At 74.0% G+C, this 17,331-nt stretch carries 14 protein-coding genes and 1 pseudogene; 8 read left to right on the top strand and 7 right to left on the bottom strand.

Features of this window, described 5'->3' with window-relative positions; translation table 11 throughout:
• Positions 1 to 149: 149 nt before the first annotated feature.
• Together dnaN and dnaA are read right to left on the bottom strand one after the other, a co-directional pair.
• Positions 150 to 1,280, bottom strand: a complete 1,131-nt coding sequence (dnaN, locus tag FA014_RS00070; protein WP_154727677.1) for a DNA polymerase III subunit beta — start codon at positions 1,278 to 1,280, stop codon at positions 150 to 152.
• Between the two features lie 730 nt (positions 1,281 to 2,010).
• Positions 2,011 to 3,447 carry a chromosomal replication initiator protein DnaA gene (gene dnaA, locus FA014_RS00065; RefSeq protein WP_230322755.1) on the bottom strand — a complete coding sequence of 479 codons (1,437 nt, stop codon included), beginning with the start codon at positions 3,445 to 3,447 and terminating at the stop codon, positions 2,011 to 2,013.
• Positions 3,448 to 3,944: 497 nt separating this feature from the next.
• Between dnaA and rpmH the strand changes: the two genes are divergently transcribed.
• The 8 genes from rpmH (at position 3,945) to FA014_RS00025 (ending at position 12,182) form a co-directional block, all read left to right on the top strand.
• Positions 3,945 to 4,082 (top strand): 50S ribosomal protein L34, encoded by a 138-nt coding sequence (gene rpmH / locus FA014_RS00060; protein WP_010849920.1) that lies wholly within the window; start codon positions 3,945 to 3,947, stop codon positions 4,080 to 4,082.
• A gap of 13 nt (positions 4,083 to 4,095) precedes the next feature.
• Positions 4,096 to 4,476 carry a ribonuclease P protein component gene (gene rnpA / locus FA014_RS00055; RefSeq protein WP_154727675.1) on the top strand — a complete coding sequence of 127 codons (381 nt, stop codon included), beginning with the start codon at positions 4,096 to 4,098 and terminating at the stop codon, positions 4,474 to 4,476.
• Positions 4,473 to 4,790 carry a membrane protein insertion efficiency factor YidD gene (yidD, locus tag FA014_RS00050; RefSeq protein WP_154727674.1) on the top strand — a complete coding sequence of 106 codons (318 nt, stop codon included), beginning with the start codon at positions 4,473 to 4,475 and terminating at the stop codon, positions 4,788 to 4,790. The genes rnpA and yidD overlap by 4 nt, the downstream gene beginning before the upstream one ends.
• 19 nt (positions 4,791 to 4,809) lie before the next feature.
• Positions 4,810 to 6,129, top strand: a complete 1,320-nt coding sequence (gene yidC / locus FA014_RS00045) for a membrane protein insertase YidC (protein ID WP_154727673.1) — start codon at positions 4,810 to 4,812, stop codon at positions 6,127 to 6,129.
• A gap of 51 nt (positions 6,130 to 6,180) precedes the next feature.
• On the top strand, positions 6,181 to 6,693 hold the full coding sequence (locus tag FA014_RS00040; protein WP_154727672.1) for a Jag family protein: 513 nt from the start codon (positions 6,181 to 6,183) through the stop codon (positions 6,691 to 6,693).
• A 2,563-nt stretch (positions 6,694 to 9,256) separates the two neighbouring features.
• Positions 9,257 to 9,988 carry a 16S rRNA (guanine(527)-N(7))-methyltransferase RsmG gene (gene rsmG / locus FA014_RS00035; RefSeq protein WP_230322750.1) on the top strand — a complete coding sequence of 244 codons (732 nt, stop codon included), beginning with the start codon at positions 9,257 to 9,259 and terminating at the stop codon, positions 9,986 to 9,988.
• Positions 9,985 to 10,974 carry an AAA family ATPase gene (locus FA014_RS00030; protein ID WP_328288154.1) on the top strand — a complete coding sequence of 330 codons (990 nt, stop codon included), beginning with the start codon at positions 9,985 to 9,987 and terminating at the stop codon, positions 10,972 to 10,974. The genes rsmG and FA014_RS00030 overlap by 4 nt, the downstream gene beginning before the upstream one ends.
• Positions 10,971 to 12,182 (top strand): ParB/RepB/Spo0J family partition protein, encoded by a 1,212-nt coding sequence (locus tag FA014_RS00025; protein ID WP_154727670.1) that lies wholly within the window; start codon positions 10,971 to 10,973, stop codon positions 12,180 to 12,182. The genes FA014_RS00030 and FA014_RS00025 overlap by 4 nt, the downstream gene beginning before the upstream one ends.
• A gap of 74 nt (positions 12,183 to 12,256) precedes the next feature.
• On the opposite strand, the gene FA014_RS00020 is transcribed toward FA014_RS00025, so the two are convergent.
• The 5 genes and pseudogenes from FA014_RS00020 to FA014_RS19770 all read right to left on the bottom strand — a co-directional run.
• Positions 12,257 to 13,219 (bottom strand): D-alanine--D-alanine ligase family protein, encoded by a 963-nt coding sequence (locus tag FA014_RS00020; protein ID WP_154727669.1) that lies wholly within the window; start codon positions 13,217 to 13,219, stop codon positions 12,257 to 12,259.
• A gap of 147 nt (positions 13,220 to 13,366) precedes the next feature.
• Positions 13,367 to 14,707: an aminotransferase-like domain-containing protein gene (locus FA014_RS00015; RefSeq protein ID WP_154727668.1), complete on the bottom strand. Its 1,341-nt coding sequence runs from the start codon at positions 14,705 to 14,707 to the stop codon at positions 13,367 to 13,369.
• A gap of 128 nt (positions 14,708 to 14,835) precedes the next feature.
• Positions 14,836 to 15,174, bottom strand: a complete 339-nt coding sequence (gene trxA, locus FA014_RS00010) for a thioredoxin (RefSeq protein ID WP_154727667.1) — start codon at positions 15,172 to 15,174, stop codon at positions 14,836 to 14,838.
• Positions 15,175 to 15,182: 8 nt separating this feature from the next.
• Complete coding sequence (gene trxB, locus FA014_RS00005; protein WP_154727666.1) at positions 15,183 to 16,244, bottom strand: thioredoxin-disulfide reductase; 1,062 nt, start codon at positions 16,242 to 16,244, stop codon at positions 15,183 to 15,185.
• Positions 16,245 to 16,339: 95 nt separating this feature from the next.
• A pseudogene (locus tag FA014_RS19770) lies at positions 16,340 to 17,331 on the bottom strand (hypothetical protein); the annotation flags it as partial.

Below are 17,331 nucleotides of genomic sequence, written 5' to 3'. Positions count from 1 at the left end.
TCGCCCGACCGCCGCCGGGACGGCTTCGCGTCCCGCGGCGTCCTTGTCGCCCGCCATTCTCCTGCGGCGACGTGGGTGCTGACGACCGGTGGGCTCGTCTCGCAGGTCACACCCGGTGGCGCACCGGCTCCGGGCCGGTGCGCCCGTGCTCAGGACGCGAAGCGGATGGGGACCAGCAGGTAGCGGTACTCCTTGAGGTCCTCGCCCTCGAGCGACTCCTGGCCGGTGAACTCGACCGGCTTGTTCGGGTGCGTGAACGACAGCCGCACGAACGACGTGGTCAGGGCGCCCAGGCCGTCGAGCAGGAACTGCGGGTTGAACGCCACGGCGATGTCCTCGCCGACGAGCGTGGCCTCCAGCGCCTCGGACGCCTGCGCGTCGTCGCCCTGGCCCGCGTCGAGGACGACCTGGCCGTCGGTGAAGGTCAGCCGGATCGGGGTGTTCCGCTCGGCGACGAGCGCGACGCGCTTGGCGGCGTCCGCCAGGAGCTGGGTGTTCACCACGGCGTGGATCGGCGACTCGTCGGGGAACAGCCGGCGCACGGCCGGGTAGTCGCCGTCGACCAGCAGCGACGTGGTGTGCCGGCCGCCGGCCTCGAAACCGATCAGGTCGACGCCCTGGCCCGCGGCGAGGCCGACGTTGACCGAGCCGGAGGCGCCGAGCGACTTCGCGGCGTCGGACAGGGTGCGGGCGCGCACCAGCGCGACCTCGGAGACGCCCGGGTCGGCCGGGTGCCAGGTGAGCTCGCGCAGCGCCAGCCGGTAGCGGTCGGTGGCGAGGAGCGTGACCTTCTCGCCCTCGATCTCGACCCGGACGCCGGTGAGCAGGGGGAGGGTGTCGTCGCGGCTCGCGGCGACGGTGACCTGGGCGACCGCGCGGGTGAGCTCGTCGCCGTCGACCGTGCCGGTCAGCGCCGGCATCGCGGGCAGCTGGGGGTAGTCCTCGACCGGCATGGTGAGCAGGGTGAACCGGCTCGCGCCGCAGGTGACGGAGACCTTGGTGCCGTCGAGCTGCACGTCGACCGGCTTGTTCGGCAGGGCGCGGGAGATCTCCGCGAGCAGCCGGCCGGACACCAGGACCGTGCCGGGCTCGCTCACGTCCGCGGGGATCTCGGAGCGCGCCGACACCTCGTAGTCGAAGGAGGCCAGGCGGAGCGTGCCGTCGGCCTCGGCCTCGATGCGGACACCGGCCAGCACCGGGACCGGCGGACGGGTGGGCAGGCTGCGAGCGATCCACGTGACGGCTTCTGCGAGGACGTCACGTTCGACGCGGAACTTCATGCCCCACCCTCTCGGTCTGGGGGATCGCGGGGATCCCGTGCGCGGTGCTGAACGACCCCGGCCGGTGGAGGGCAGGGGTCGCCCCGAACACTACGCGAGTGACCAGGGGTGCGGTACCGAACCCGGGGTGGCCTGTGGACACCGGTGGAGGGCTCGGAACGTGCGTCAGGACGGCACCAGAAGCGGGCCCGGCGGCGCCGGTCGGTGCGGCGGCAGCGCCCGGCGCCCGTACGAGGGCGCTGGGCGAACGTTTCGGGACCTCACGACTCGTGCACAGGTCGGTCCGTCCTGGCGCTCGTCTCCCGACATGCCGGGAGCGCTGCCGGTCGGTCGCCGGTCGGCCCGGCAGAGCATTGACGGGCTGTGGATCTTCTTCCTAGGGATCAGTCGTCGTCATCGTCGCTTCTGTGCACTCTGGGGATTGCTGGTGTTCGCGCTGGTCAGGGTCGTGAGGGGCGTGTGCACGGTGCCTGTGGACCGGTTGGGGACGACGCGGTCGGACGTGGACAGTGCTCCAGGCGTCCTTCTCCGTCCACCGTGACCGCAGGATCCGTCCACACGAATGCAGGGGGTCATCCACCGGTTTCCACAGGCGTGTCCACAGGTGTGCACATTCGTCCCAGGCCTGAATCCTGCGCCCTGCGGGCACGAGAACGCGACGACCCGCCGCCGGCGGGTGCCGGGGCGGGTCGTCGGGGTGCTGCTCGGGCGCTGAGGGCGCCGCGGCCGGTCAGCCGCGGCTCTCCTGCTTGATGCGGTTCGTGAGCTCGGTGACCTGGTTGAAGATCGACCGCCGCTCGGCCATCAGCTCGCGGATCTTGCGGTTCGCGTGCATGACGGTGGTGTGGTCCCGCCCGCCGAACGCCTGGCCGATCTTCGGCAGCGACAGATCGGTGAGCTCGCGGCACAGGTACATGGCGATCTGCCGCGCCGTGACCAGCACGCGGGACCGCGACGAGCCGCACAGGTCCTCGATGGTGAGGCCGAAGTAGGCGGCGGTCTGCCCGATGACGGCGGTCGCGGTGATGTCCGCCTGGTCCTCGTCGGTGATCAGGTCCTTGAGGACGATCTCGGCGAGCGACAGGTCGACCTGCTGCCGGTTGAGGTTGGCGAACGCGGTGACCCGGATCAGCGCGCCCTCGAGCTCGCGGATGTTCGTCGAGATCTTCGACGCGATGTACTCGTGCACGTCGTCCGGCGCCTGGAGCTTGTCGTTGGCCGACTTCTTCCGCAGGATCGCGATGCGGGTCTCGAGGTCCGGCGGCTGCACGTCGGTGATCAGGCCCCACTCGAACCGGGAGCGCATCCGGTCCTCGAACCCGTTGAGCTGCTTGGGCGGCAGGTCGGACGTCAGGACGATCTGCTTGTTCGCGTTGTGCAGGGTGTTGAACGTGTGGAAGAACTCCTCCATCGTCTGCTCCTTGCCCTGCAGGAACTGGATGTCGTCGATGAGGAGCACGTCCACCTCGCGGTAGCGGCGCTGGAAGGCGCCAGCCTTGCCCTCCGAGATGGAGTTGATGAAGTCGTTGGTGAACTCCTCGGAGTTCACGTAGCGCACGCGCACCGAGGGGTACAGGTTCCGGGCGTAGTGCCCGATCGCGTGCAGCAGGTGGGTCTTGCCCAGCCCGGAGTCGCCGTAGATGAACAGCGGGTTGTAGGCCTTCGCCGGCGCCTCGGCCACGGCGACCGCCGCGGCGTGCGCGAACCGGTTGGACGAGCCGATGACGAACGTCTCGAACAGGTACTTCGGGTTCAGCCGCGCCGGCTCGGCGCTCGGGGTGGGCCCGGCGGGCTCGCGGCGGAACGGCTCGGCGCGGGCCGGCTCGACCTGCGCGGCCTCGCCGGTGCTGGGGTGCCCGGTGGCGGCGTGCGCGACGACCGGCGTCGGGCCGGACTCCGGGCCGCGCGCGGGCGGTGCGGTCGCGAGACCGGGGGCGTCGGTGTCGATCGAGGGGTCCACCGTGATGGCGAACCGTGCCTCCCGGCCGAGCGCGGCGGCCAGGGCGTCGGACACCTCCTGGCGGACCCGGGTCTCCAGGTAGTCCTTGGTGAGGTCGTTGCCGACCGCGAGGAGCATCGTGCCGTCGAGCAGGCCGAGCGGCTTGGCCAGCCGCACGAAGGCGAGCTGGCGGGGCGTGATGTCGGGGCTCACCTCGAGCTGCGCCATCGCGGCCGACCAGACCTGCGTGAGCTGATCGTCCTGTCCTGACACCTGTACCTCGCTGCCGTCGTGAGTCGCGTGGTCGAGTGTCGCACGCCGCGGTGACGTGTCCACAGACTTGTCCACACCTGTGCGCGACGGTGGATCGCGCAGGATCTCGGGCTCGCCGTGGCGTGTCCGGTCGTCCGGTGCGGCGTCGTCCACAGGCTTGGCCGGCTCTGTCCACGGGGTGGGGACCGGGTTGCTGCGGGACGCGTCGGTGGACGATGCTAATCGTCGCCGGGACCACGCGGGAGGGGGCCGGGGCGATCCGCCCCGCGGCCCGGGCCTCGCGGTTTGACCCATGAGCGCGGGCGACGTAACGTTGACCAGCCTTGAGATGGCTCCTGCTGGCGTGCCCTGACGTCGGCCGCGTCGATGACGTGGGTACCGGAGCAGTCGAGCACGGGCACAGCAGACCTGGCCGGACGTCGGCCGATGTACCGAAGTACTTGGAGACCATCGTGAGCAAGCGGACCTTCCAGCCGAACAACCGGCGTCGCGCCAAGACGCACGGCTTCCGTCTGCGCATGCGGACGCGTGCCGGCCGCGCGATCCTCGCCGCCCGTCGGCGCAAGGGTCGCGCCGAGCTGTCGGCCTGACCCACCCGACGCGGTGCTGCCCGCCGCGCACCGGATGCGCCGGTCCGCCGACTTCGAGCGGGCCGTCCGTGGCGGCGCGCGCGCCGGGCGGAGCACGCTGGTGGTGCACCTCGTGACGCGAACCGACCCCGGACCTGGTCCGGCGGTCGGTTTCGTCGTGTCCAAGGGCGTGGGCAACGCCGTGACCCGCAACCGGGTCAAGCGGCGGCTGCGGGCCCTGACGGGCGAGCGACTGGGGGCACTGCCTCCGGACGCCGACCTCGTGGTCCGGGCGCTGGCCCCGTCGGCAGGGGCCGACTACGCCACGCTCGGGCGCGACCTCGACGGGGCGCTGCGCACGGCGTCCCGGCGCCGTGCCGAACGGGCCGGGGCCTCGGCGGGTCCGGGCCGATGACCTCCGACCGGGCGGGCGCCGTGGCCCGCGCCCTGCGTGCCGTCGTGCGGCTGCCCCGCCGCGTGCTCGTCCTCCTGATCCGCGGGTACCAGCGCTACCTGTCCCCGCTCACCCCGCCGACCTGCCGGTTCTACCCGTCGTGCTCCGCGTACGCCGTGATCGCCCTCGAGCGGCACGGCGTCGTGAAGGGCACGCGGCTGGCGGTCTGGCGGATCCTGCGCTGCAACCCGTGGAACCCGGGCGGCGTCGACGACGTTCCACCGGCGGGGTCGCACCGTCGACACCCGCACGACGCGGTCGCCTCCGCGCACTGACCACCTGGAGAAGTCCACGATGTCCTGGTTCGACAACATCCTGTACCCGATCATGGTCGCGGTCGCCTGGATCATGGTGCAGTTCCACTCGCTGCTGACCTGGCTGGGTCTCGACCCGGCCGGCGGCGCCGCGTGGGGCTTCTCGATCGTCGGCCTCGTGATCGTGATGCGGATCATCCTGATCCCGCTGTTCTTCAAGCAGATCAAGGCGTCCCGCGGCATGCAGATGCTCGCGCCGGACATGAAGAAGATCCAGGCGAAGTACAAGGGGAAGACGGACCCGGCGTCCCGCGAGGCCATGAGCCGCGAGACGATGGAGCTGTACCGCAAGCACGGCACCAACCCGTTCTCCTCGTGCCTGCCGATCCTCGCGCAGTCGCCGATCTTCTTCGCCCTGTTCCGGGTCCTGAACTCGCTCCCGCAGCTCGCCAGCGGCGACTACCCGCGCCCGAACCTCGGCCCGCTGACCCAGGAGCTCGCCGCGCAGGCCGAGAGCGCCAGCATCTTCGGCGCGCCGCTGTCGGCGACCTTCATGAACGCCGCCCAGTTCGGCGACGCCGCGGCGAACGTGCGCTGGGTGACGATCCTGCTCGTCGTCGCGATGTCGCTCACGACCTTCACCACGCAGCGCCAGCTGACGATGAAGAACATGCCACCGGCCGCCCTCGAGGGCCCGATGGCGCAGCAGCAGAAGATGCTCATGTACGTCTTCCCGCTGATCTTCGCCTTCTCCGGCGTGAACTTCCCGATCGGTGTCCTCATCTACTGGACGACCACCAACCTGTGGTCGATGGGCCAGCAGTTCTACACGATCCGCCGGATGCCGGCGCCCGGGTCGCAGGCCGAGAAGGCGCTCAAGGCCCGCCAGGCGAAGAAGGCCGCGCACCACGGCGGGATCGCGATCGAGGAGTCCGACACCCTCACGATCGAGGAGAAGCCGGTCAGCGGCCAGCGGCAGCAGCCGGTGGGCAAGGCGCGGGCGAAGAAGCGTCCGGCGGGCACGCCGGGTGCGGCGGGCGGCAGCTCGTCCGGCGCAGCTGCTGCGTCCGGTGGTGCGGCGAAGGCCGCCTCCGGGGCCGGGGACACCGCGGCCACGGGTGGCGCGGGCACGGCGAAGGGCGCGGGCGCTGCGGCCAAGGGCGGCGCCGGCGCGGCCAAGGCGTCGGGGACCGGCTCGTCCGGCTCGGGATCCGGGCAGGGCAGCCGGCCCGCGGGCGGCGCGGGCTCGGGCCAGGCGACCTCCGGCAAGAAGAAGCGGAGCGGCACCGGCCAGGGCACGGGTGGTGCGGCGCAGCGCCGGCCCGGTGGCACCCCGTCCGGCAGCGCGACCGACGACTGAGACCTCCGCGCCCTCGGCGCGACCCGACCCTCCCAGCAAGGAGAGCCCCACATGACCACTCCCACCGACGCAGCCGGTGAGGCCGGCGCCGTGACCCGCCTCGAGGAGGAGGGCGAGATCGCGGCCGACTACCTCGAGGAGCTGCTCGACATCGCCGACCTGGACGGGGACATCGACATCGACGTCGACCACGGCCGTGCGGCCGTCGAGATCGTCGCGGAGGAGGGCACCGAGCGCGCCCTCCGCCGGCTCGTCGGCGAGGACGGCGAGGTGCTCGACGCCCTGCAGGAGCTCACCCGCCTCGCGGTCCAGGCGAAGACCGGCGACCGCAGCCGGCTCATGCTGGACATCGCCGGGTACCGGGCCGGCCGGAAGACGGAGCTGGTCGAGGTGGCGGAGCAGGCGATCGCCGAGGTGCGGTCGTCCGGCGCTGCGGTGTCGCTGGAGCCGATGAACCCGTTCGAGCGGAAGGTCGTGCACGACGCCGTCGCGGCCGCCGGGATGACCTCCGACTCCGAGGGCGTGGAGCCGTCGCGCTACGTGGTCGTGAAGCCGGCGAGCTGAGGCTCGGCAGGCGCTTCGACAGGAGCCATCGAGAGGCCGGTCCCGGACGGGACCGGCCTCTCGTCGTTCCGGAGGCCGCCCTCTCAGGCGGTCTGTGCGAACTCGTTTCGCGGTAAAGAGACGGCGAATTCCGAGCGGACATCGAGATGCTGCCAAGCGCGGGCGCGGAGGGCTCCGACCACGCGTCTCACCGCGTCTGCCACCCGCCCCGCGCGCCCGGCGCGGCTCGTCCGCCGAGATCGGCGCTTCGTCCCGAGATCGGTCGTTGCGACCACCGATCTCGACGCGAAGCACCGATCTCGGCGAGGCCGTGCCGACGCCAGGGGGCGGTGGCGAGGGCGTGCGGGGGACGGGCGCGCGGTCCCACGCGGGACAGCTCCCGGTCAGGGGTGCCGCCCGGGAGCCGGCGACGCCTGGTCGCCGGGCGAGCACGCGGGCCCGCCGGCGGGGGAGGGGAGCGCGCGGTCGTTCGGTCAAGGGCGGTCTCCTCGGCCGGCCGGGACGGCCGGCGGGTCGCGTTCCTCTATGGCCGGCGGGAGTGTCGACCGCGGCGACCCGGGGGCACCGCTTAGCGCGCGCGTGAGGGCAGCAGCGTGGGTGGCAAGTCGGTAGGGGTGAAGACCGGTCGCGCGCACGCGATGCCGAATGGGCGAACGGCAGGTCGGCGCAGGAACGCGATGCTGGGCAGGCCGGTGTCAGGGCGGCGGAGGAACGCCATGCGGGCAGGCCGCTGTCGGGCCGTTCGGCGCACGTCGCGCCGTCCGAAGAACGCACGGAGGCGCGTCAGCGTCCGTCAGCAGGGTGCGAGGGGGCGGGGCATGGCCTCGGCGTGGCGTCTCAGGACCGTGACCCGGTGTTCCGGAAGACCTTCGTGGATGCCCCGCGTTCCCCGGAGGAGCAGTGCGCCCGGGAGAGGCGGAGGGGTTGCACGACGAGGGCATCGGCGCACGACGACACCACCTGATGCCGCGCGTCCGGCTGATGAGCACGCGGCGGTCGACGTGGCACGCACACCACGGCGCACACGATCACGCCGCGGGGTGGTGCGGCGCGCCGCACTCTCCTGATCGGACAGGCGGCCCTGCAGCGGGTGGCGTCCCGAGTCGCTCGCCTGGTGCGGAGGGCGCGGCGGTGCGTGGCCCACTCGCAGCGTCGTCGTGCGCGGACCCGCGTCGGCGTGGGTCGACCGATGCCGTTCCCGCGCCTGCAGAGCGGTCCCGTGCCCATCCTGCATGGTGAGAAGGGGTCTGTTCCACGTGGAACATACCGGCGCGACACCGTGTGGCCGCGGCGTGCCGCGGCGCAGGGCTCGTCGTGATGGAGCAGCGGCCTGTCGGTTGCTGCGCGAGGCTCTCGCTGCCCCACCTGTGCGGTCCGTTCCACGTGGAACGCGCATCTCGGTCGGGCGGCTCCCCGCGCCGCGGGCGCCACGAGCGCGTGTGGGGTGGCAAGGGCCGCAGCTCCAGGCGCTCGATGCGGCGCACGCGGCGGCGGGCACCCTGGTGGCGGGTGAGCGAGCGGGGTCATCCGCGCGCACCCCTGGGGCGGCATGGGGCACGCGGCCAGGGGCACAAGGAGAGAGCGGGCCGCCCCGGCTCCTGCGGGCGATCGTCCGCCGGTGCACGTGTTGGCGTCGCGTTTCACGTGGATCGCGGCCCGACCTCCCGACGGACGGCGACCGCCCTGCGGGCTTCCGCGTCAGGGGGCCCCGTGCGCCCTGTGGGGCGAGTGCCACCCTGGTCACGAACAGCGCACGCCACGGTGTGGCGCTCGGCAGGGGCCGAGCCCCGCCTCCTGCAGGCCGGCGGCGCTCATCTCGGCTCGCGGCCGGCCCCGATTCCCGCGGTCCGCTCTGCGGGGCCGACCCGGGCCAGGTACCGAGCTCCGCCGGCGGCGCGCATGCTGGACGGCGCTCATGCCGGGCTGCGCCGTGCCCGTCCCGGGTTGGGCGGCGCCCGCCCGTCCCGGGGACGTGTTTCACGTGGAGCGCCGCCGCCACGACCAGGCACCCGGGCCCTCCCGGCGACGCCCCGACGACCGGGCACCCGGGCCCTCCGGACGCCGCCGCGATCGTGGACGCGTGGCCCCTCGTGCAGCGTCGCGCGGTACTGCGCGCCCGACGGCGGGCCCGCACCGTCGCGAGCCCACGAGGTCCGCCCGGCGGCCGCGAAGTGACGGCAGCCGGGCAGCCGCCCGACGGCCGAACTCGAGGAGAGCAACCGGTCGGGCTCAGACCGGCGGTCCGGGGGAAGCGGCCGAGGCGGAAGCGGCCGGACAACGCATGGAGCGGTCCCGGGTACCCACCGAGGCCGACCTCCGCGAGGCACCCCGGCACCGCGCGGGCAGCTTCGTTCCACGTGGAACAGCACACGTCGCGCTGTTCCACGTGGAACATGAGCGTCCGCCACACCCCTCCGGCGACAAGTCGCGTCGGAGCCGCGCGGTACCGTAGGACTCCAGTGCGCACCGGTCCGTGATCGACCCGCGCACCACCCGATCCCGAGAGCAGGGGAGTGCTGTGCGGCCTGAGTCCGCCCCCGCGCGCGACGACGAGGAGCGCGACGTGGCCGTCGACCCCTTGGACGGCGACCCGCGGCTGCCGGAGCACTTCGGCGCTGCCTGGCCGGCCGTCGAGGGCTTCTACGCCATGCTGCGTGACCAGGGCGTTCTCCGCGGACTGGTCGGCCCGCGCGAGGTCTCGCGGCTCTGGGAGCGGCACGTGGTGAACTCCGCCGCAGTGGTCCCGTTCCTCCCCGAGACCGGCACGATCGTCGACGTGGGCAGCGGCGCCGGCCTCCCGGGCATCGTGGTCGCGGCCATGCGACCGAGGGCCGAGGTGGTCCTGCTGGAGCCCATGGAGCGCCGGACCGACTGGCTCACCGAGGTCGTCGACGCCCTCGGCCTGGCCAACGCCCGCGTGCTGCGCGGCCGCGCGGAGGACCAGATCGGTTCCCTGCGGGCGGACGCCGTCACGGCGCGCGCCGTCGCCGCTCTGGACAAGCTGTACGGCTGGACCCTGCCGCTGCTGGCGGTGGACGGCCGCCTCGTGGCGCTCAAGGGCGGCCGGGCCCAGGACGAGGCGGAGGCCGCCACCGCGGTGGGGGAGCGGTTCGGAGGCGGACCGGCGTCGATCGAGGTCGCGCCGACCCTGCCTGGGCTGGAGCCGACCAGCGTGGTGCTGGTGACCCGGACGGGCCCCGGCGTCGCGCCGGACCCGGGGGCCCGCCGCGTTTCACGTGGAACGGAGGGCCGGTCCCGTCGACCGCGCCGCTCGACGAAGGGACAGGGCGCGTGACGACGAACCCGAGCCGCTGGGCGACCGAGGACCCCGACGAGCGGCGGCGTGCCGCGCTCGTCGAGAGCCTGCCGCCCGCGGACGACGACACCCCGCTGATGGCGGAGCTGCGGCGCGACGCCCGCCGCCGCATCGAGCTGCGCGGGCGGACCTTCCCGCGGCCGGACCGGACGCGGGTCATCACGGTCGCCAACCAGAAGGGCGGCGTCGGCAAGACGACGACGACGGTCAACCTGGCGGCGGCGCTGGCGCAGTCCGGACTGCACGTCCTCGTGATCGACAACGACCCGCAGGGCAACGCGTCCACGGCGCTGGGCGTGGACCACCGCGCCGGCGTGACCTCGGTCTACGACGTGCTCGTGGACGGGACGCCGCTCGCCGAGGCGGTGTACCCCAGCCCGGACGTGCCGAACCTGTGGTGCGCGCCGGCGACGATCGACCTGTCCGGCGCCGAGATCGAGCTGGTGTCGATGGTGGCCCGGGAGACGCGGCTGCGGAACGCCGTGCACGCCTATCTGGAGGAGCGCGAGCGCCGGGGCGAGCCCCGGATCGACTACGTGCTCGTGGACTGCCCGCCGAGCCTCGGGCTGCTGACCGTCAACGCCTTCGTCGTCGGGGACGAGGTGCTGATCCCGATCCAGTGCGAGTACTACGCGCTGGAGGGGCTGAGCCAGCTGCTCAAGTCGATCGAGCTGATCCAGGCGCACCTCAACCGCGGCCTGCACGTGTCGACGATCCTGCTAACGATGTACGACGGGCGGACCAACCTGGCCCAGCAGGTCGCGCAGGAGGTCCGGGAGCACTTCCCCGACAAGACCCTCCGGACGACCGTGCCACGGTCGGTGCGGGTGTCGGAGGCGCCGTCCTACGGGCAGACGGTCCTGACGTACGATCCCGGCTCGAGCGGTGCCCTGGCCTACCTGGAGGCGGCGCGAGAGCTCGCCGAGCGCGGCACCACCGCCGCCCGGCAGAAGGAGGACGTGTGAGCGAGAAGCGGCGAGGTCTCGGGCGCGGCCTGGGCGCGCTCATCCCCACCGGGGCGGAGCCCCGTGAGGGGGACCGGCCCGTCGACGTCTTCTTCCCGGACCGTACGGCCCCGGACGGCCGTCCCGAGGCGCTGACCAGCAGGGATACCCGACAGTCGACCCAGTCGCCGCCGGACGCCGATCCCGTCGGCGGCCCCTCGACCCCGGCCTCGACCGCGTCGCCCGCGACCTCTCCGGCGGCCACCGCCACGCGGTCCAACGGCCGCAAGGGCGTGCCCTCGCTGACCGTCCGGCAGCCGTCCCGCGCCCGGTCGCAGGCGCCGGCCGAGCAGGCCCCGGCCGCGGAGGTCCCGCCGATGCCGCCCACGGCCGAGGTGGACGACCTGGTCCCCGTGCCCGGTGCGGTGTTCGCGGAGCTCCCGGTCGGGTCCATCCGCCCGAACCCCCGGCAGCCGCGGTCGGTGTTCGACGAGGACGCGCTCGACGAGCTCGTCGGTTCCATCCGCGAGATCGGCGTGCTCCAGCCCGTCGTGGTGCGGGCGGTGGACGACGGCTACGAGCTGATCATGGGCGAGCGGCGCTGGCGCGCGACCCAGGCGGCGGGTCTCGACACGATCCCGGCGATCGTGCGGCAGACGGAGGACGCGGACCTGCTCCGCGACGCCCTGCTCGAGAACCTGCACCGCTCGCAGCTCAACCCGCTGGAGGAGGCGGCGGCGTACCAGCAGCTGCTGGACGACTTCGGCTGCACGCACGACGAGCTGGCCCGGCGGATCCACCGGTCCCGCCCGCAGATCTCGAACACGCTGCGGCTGCTCCGGCTGCCCCCGCTCGTCCAGCGCCGCGTCGCCGCGGGGGTGCTGTCCGCGGGCCACGCCCGCGCCCTGCTCGGCCTGAGCGACGGCGCGGCGATCGAGCGGCTCGCGCAGCGGATCGTGGCGGAGGGGCTGTCGGTGCGCGCGGTCGAGGAGATCGTCGCCCTCGGCGCCGAGGACGGGACCCCGAAGCAGCGGCGGCCGCGTGCGGGGCTGCGCAACGAGGCCCTGGACGACCTGGCGAGCCGGCTCTCCGACCGGTTCGAGACCCGCGTGAAGGTCGACCTGGGCAAGCAGCGGGGCAAGCTCACGGTGGAGTTCGCGTCGGTGCAGGACCTCAACCGCATCCTGTCGAGCCTGGCGCCCGACGACCCGGGCATCCTGCGCTCCTGACCGCCTGACGCCACGAGGCGCCGGCTTCCCCGTCCGGGATGCCGGCGCCTCGCTGCGTGTGTCGCGGGCCGCCCTCAGCGGTCGGCGAGGCCCGCCTCCACCAGCCGGCGGTAGAGCGTCGGCAGGTGGTGCCCGCCGGCCTCGGCGCCCTGCGGGAACAGGGAGGTCTCCGTCATGCCCGGTGCGACGTTCACCTCGAGGAACCAGGGCTGGCCGTCGGCGTCGATGATGAGGTCCGTCCGGGACAGGTGCCGCAGGCCGAGCACCTGGTGGGCGGCCACAGCCGTCTCGGCGGCGCGGGCCGCGAGCTCGTCCGGCAGCCGGGCCGGGGCGAAGTACTCAGTGCGGCCGGGGTTGTACCGGGCGTCGTAGTCGTAGGGCCCGTCGGTGACGACCTCGACGGCGGGGAGCGCCACGGGGGACCCGTCGAGGTCCACGACGCCGACCGCGACCTCGATGCCCTCGACGGCCCGCTCGATGAGCGCGGTGTCGCCGTAGGCGAAGCAGGAGACCATCGCGCCGGGGAGCTCCTCGGCGGTCCGCACGAGCGTCACGCCGAGCGCCGAGCCGCCCCGGGAGGGCTTCACCACGAGCGGCAGCCCGAGCTTCGCGACCACGGCGTCCATGACCCGTCCGGCCCCGAGCTCGCGGAACAGGCTCTGCGGGAGGGTGACGAACTCGGGGGTCGCGATCCCGGCGCGGGTGACCGTGGTCTTGGCGATCGGCTTGCTCCAGGCGACCCGGCTGGCGCGGGGGCCGGTGCCGAGGCTCGGCACGTCGAGGAGCTCGAGGACGTCGCGGACGGAGCCGTCCTCGCCGCTCGCGCCGTGCAGCAGCGGCCAGACGAGGTCCGGCCGGGTCTCCGCGAGGGCGGGCACCAGGTCGGCGTCGACGTCGTGGACGGACACGTCGACGCCCGCCGAGCGCAGGGCCTCCGCGACCCGCCGGCCCGAGCGGAGGGAGACGTCGCGCTCGTGCGACAGACCGCCCGCGAGGACGACGACGCGCGGGGTGGCGGGGGCGGGGTCGAGCGGCACGGGTCGGGTCCTCCTGGTACGGCCGCGGGCGGCCGGTCGTCGACGGGCGGGGTGGCACCGGTGTCCACGGGCAGCGGGCGCCGCCTCGACCGTACCGGGTCGCGGGGTGCGGCCGGGCGCGCGCCGCCCGGCCGCCCGGACGGGGCGTCAGGCCAGGTCGGGGCCGGGGGACTGCACGTCGCCGCGGGCCGCGTGGGCGCCGGTGCCGAACAGCGACACGAGCTCGCTCTCCGCGGAGACCACGCCGGCCAGCCGGCGCACGCCCTCGCGGATGCGCTCCGGGGTGGGGAAGCAGAACGACAGCCGCATGTGGTCGGCGCCCTGCCCGTCGAAGTAGAACGCCGTCCCCGGGACGTACGCGACCCGGGCGGTGACGGCCCGCGGGAGCATGGCCTTGGCGTCCAGGCCCTCGGGCAGCCGGACCCACGTGTAGAACCCGCCGTCCGGCACGGTCCACGACGCGTCGGGCAGGTGCTCGGCGAGCGCGCCGACCATCGCGTCCCGGCGCTCCCGGTACAGCTCGCGGAAGGCCTTGACCTGGCCCTTCCAGTCGCAGGTCGCCAGGTAGGCGCTGATGGCCAGCTGCGAGGCGTTCGACGGGGAGAGGATCGCCGACTCCGAGGCCAGGACGAGCTTCTCGCGCACGGCGTGCGGTGCGACCGCCCAGCCGACGCGGTACCCGGGTGCGAACGTCTTGGAGAACGAGCCGAGGTAGATGACGCCCTCGTCGCTCAGCGACCGCATGGCGGGGAGCGGCTCCCGGTCGAACCCGAGCAGGCCGTACGGGTTGTCCTCGAGGACGAGCACGCCGTAGCGGGCGGCGATCTCGAGGATCCTCGGCCGCCGCTCGGCCGACAGCGTCACGCCGGCCGGGTTGTGGAAGTTCGGGACGGTGTAGAGGAACTTGACCCGCCGGCCCTGCCGCGCGAGGTCCGCCAGCGTCGTCTCCAGCGCCTCGGGGACCAGCCCGTCGGCGTCGAGCGGCACGTGCACGACCTCGGCCTGGTACGCGCGGAACACGCCGAGCGCACCGACGTACGACGGCGCCTCCGCGACCACGACGTCACCCGGGTCGACGAACAGCCGGGTCACGAGGTCGAGGGCCTGCTGCGAGCCGGTCGTCACGACCACGTCGTCCGGGTGCGCCTCGATGCCCTCGAGCCGCATGACCTCGAGGATCTGCTCGCGCAGGGTCTCGTCGCCCTGGCCGGAGCCGTACTGCAGGGCGGTGGTGCCGCGGGTCGCGACGACGCGCTGGGCGAGGTCGCCGATGACGTCGAGGGGGAGGCCCTCGAGGTAGGGCATGCCCCCCGCGAGCGACACCACCTCGGGGCGGTTGGCGACGGCGAACAGCGCGCGGATCTCCGAGGCGCGCATGCCGTGCGTGCGCTCGGCGTAGGAGCCGAGCCAGGGGTCGAGCCGCGTGCCGGCGGCCGGGGTCGGGTGGGGGCCCGACGCCGTGCCGTCGGGCCGCTCGAGAGCGGTCATCTCCCGAGTGTGCCACGCCACTCCCGCCGTCCCCCGCCCTGTCCACCGCGGGCGCGCCGCACGTGCACGAAGCCTCCCCGTCCGCGGGACGGGGAGGCTCCGGGGTCAGCGGGTGCCGGGCGGGGCGGTCACCAGGTGGCGATCTCCGCCAGCGCCGCGTCCAGCTCGGCCGCGTAGGCCCGCTTCTCGCGCGCCCCGACCAGCGTCCGGACCAGGTCGCCCTGGTGGAACACGTACAGGGTGGGGATCGACACGACGTTGTACCGAGCGGCCAGGTCCTGCTCCGCCTCGGTGTCGACGGCGACGAACCGCAGCCGACCCGCGTAGGTGCCGGCGAGCTCCTCGAGCACCGGCGTGACCATGCGGCACGGCACGCACCAGTCCGCCCAGAAGTCCACGACGACGGGCAGCTCGGACCGCAGCACCTCCTGCTCGAAGGTCGCGGCGGTCACCGCGAGGGCGGCCACGCCGGGGCTCAGTGCCCGGCGGCGGCCGCGGCCGAGGCGGTGTCGGCGCCCTGCGCGTCCAGCGCGTCCGCGGCGTCGACGTCCGCCTGCTCGACGGCGGCGGGGATCTCCGCCGGCGAGGCGGGGTCCACGTCGCCGAGCGCGGCGAGGTAGTGCTGGGCGTCGAGCGCGGCGGAGCAGCCGGAGCCGGCGGCGGTGATCGCCTGGCGGTACGTGTGGTCCACCGCGTCGCCCGCGGCGAAGACGCCCGGCAGGTTGGTCCGGGTCGACCGGCCCTCGACGACGATGTAGCCGTTCTCGTCCAGGTCGACCTGGCCCGCCAGCAGCTCTGTGCGCGGCACGTGGCCGATCGCGACGAAGACGCCGGTCGCGCCGTGCTCGCGGGTCTCGCCGGTGACGGTGTCGCGCAGGGTGACGCCGGTGACCTTCTCGTCGCCGTGGATGCCCACGACCTCGGAGTTCCACGCGAACTGGATCTTCGGGTCGTTCTTCGCGCGGTCGGCCATGATCTTCGAGGCCCGGAGCTCGTCGCGGCGGTGCACGATCGTCACGGACTTGCCGAACCGGGTGAGGAAGGTGGCCTCCTCGACGGCGGAGTCGCCGCCGCCGACCACGATGATGTCCTGGTCGCGGAAGAAGAACCCGTCGCAGGTCGCGCACCAGGACACGCCGCGGCCGGAGAGCCGCTTCTCGTCGTCCAGGCCGAGCTCGCGGTAGGCGGAACCGGTCGACAGGATGACCGCGCGGGCGCGGATCGTCTCGCCGCCGCCGGTGACGATCGTCTTCACCGGTCCGGCCAGGTCCAGCTCCACGGCGTCGTCCCAGAGCACCTCGGCGCCGAACCGCTCGGCCTGCTTCTGCAGGTTGTCCATGAGGTCCGGGCCGAGGATCCCGTCGGGGAAGCCGGGGAAGTTCTCGACGTCGGTGGTGTTCATCAGCGCGCCGCCCGCGGTGACGGAGCCCGCCACCACGTAGGGGGCCAGGCCCGCGCGCGCGGCGTAGATCGCGGCGGTGTACCCGGCGGGGCCGGAGCCGACGATGACGATGTCGCGGACGGGGGTCTCGGTCACGGTGCTTCCTCGAGGTCGGGGAACGAGCTGATGCAGCGGAGAACAGATCCTAGGCGCGGTCTGTTCCGCGCCGCCGGGGTGCCTGGTCGCAGGGGTCAGGACACCGACAGGTTGGAGATCTCGATGCGGTTCTGGCCGTCGGGCGTCTGCGCCAGGGAGGGGAACCAGAGCACGATGCTCTGGGTCTCGGTCGGCTGCGACAGGGTCAGCACGGTCTGGGGCGCGAGGGCGCCGGAGGCCAGCACGTCGCCCGCCGTCGGGTTGGCGGCGTCCGTCGAGCGCACCTCGACGGCGCCGCCCGACCCGTTGACGTCGAGCGTGATCGCCGTGACCGTCGCGGGCGCCTGCAGGGTGATCGCGAGCCCGACGGCGTCCTTGAACCCGGCGTAGTCGGGCCGGTTGTACGTGTGGGTGTACCAGGAGGTCGCGGGATCGCCGTCGACCAGCCGGCCCACGAGCTCCTCGTGCTCGCCGTCGCCGTCGGACGGGTCGATGGTCGTGACGGCGGCGATGGCGGGAGGCGCCGCGGCCGGTGCCTGCTCCTCACCGGCGGGCGGCTGCTCCTCCGCGGGCGCCTCGGCGGCGGGCGCGGAGGTGGCCGGGGCGGGAGCCGGCTCGGCGGTGCCGTCGCCCGGCGACCGGAACGGCGCGAGCACGTTGCTGATCGCGATGATCACGCCGATGATCACGGCCAGCGCGACGCCGCCCAGCACCCAGCGGGTCGGGTCGATGCGCCGCTCGGCGACGGGCGTCGCACGCTCCTCGGCCGGGAACGGCAGGTCCCAGCCCGGGCGGTCCGCCGGGCCGTCGGCGGGCGTGGCCCCCGCGGTCCCGGCGGGCTCGGAGCCGAACGGCGGGAAGACCGGCGGTTCCCCGGCATCGGGGACGCTCGGGCGCCAGCCGCCGGCGGGACCGGGCTCGACGGGCGCGGACGTCGCGGCGTCGGCCGACGTGGTGGGCTGCGCGGCGGCTGCACCCGCGGCACCCGCGGCACCCGAAGCTGCCGCGCCCCGCCCCGGCGACCGGCCGAACACGGAGGTGGTGCGGCGCACCGGCTGCGCGGCGGCGCCCGCGTCGTCCGGGGTGT

Source organism: Cellulomonas hominis (genome assembly GCF_005239125.1).
GTDB lineage: Bacteria > Actinomycetota > Actinomycetes > Actinomycetales > Cellulomonadaceae > Cellulomonas > Cellulomonas hominis_A.
The sequence above is the reverse complement of the archived record's forward strand: the minus strand, read 5'-3'. Positions and strand labels throughout refer to the sequence as shown.

Coding starts and splice junctions, on each gene's coding strand:
- dnaN (WP_154727677.1), bottom strand. CDS start 1,280: ATGAAGTTCCGCGTCGAACGTGACGTCCTCGCAGAAGCCGTCACGTGG.
- dnaA (WP_230322755.1), bottom strand. CDS start 3,447: ATGGCGCAGCTCGAGGTGAGCCCCGACATCACGCCCCGCCAGCTCGCC.
- yidD (WP_154727674.1), top strand. CDS start 4,473: ATGACCTCCGACCGGGCGGGCGCCGTGGCCCGCGCCCTGCGTGCCGTC.
- yidC (WP_154727673.1), top strand. CDS start 4,810: ATGTCCTGGTTCGACAACATCCTGTACCCGATCATGGTCGCGGTCGCC.
- FA014_RS00040 (WP_154727672.1), top strand. CDS start 6,181: ATGACCACTCCCACCGACGCAGCCGGTGAGGCCGGCGCCGTGACCCGC.
- FA014_RS00015 (WP_154727668.1), bottom strand. CDS start 14,707: ATGACCGCTCTCGAGCGGCCCGACGGCACGGCGTCGGGCCCCCACCCG.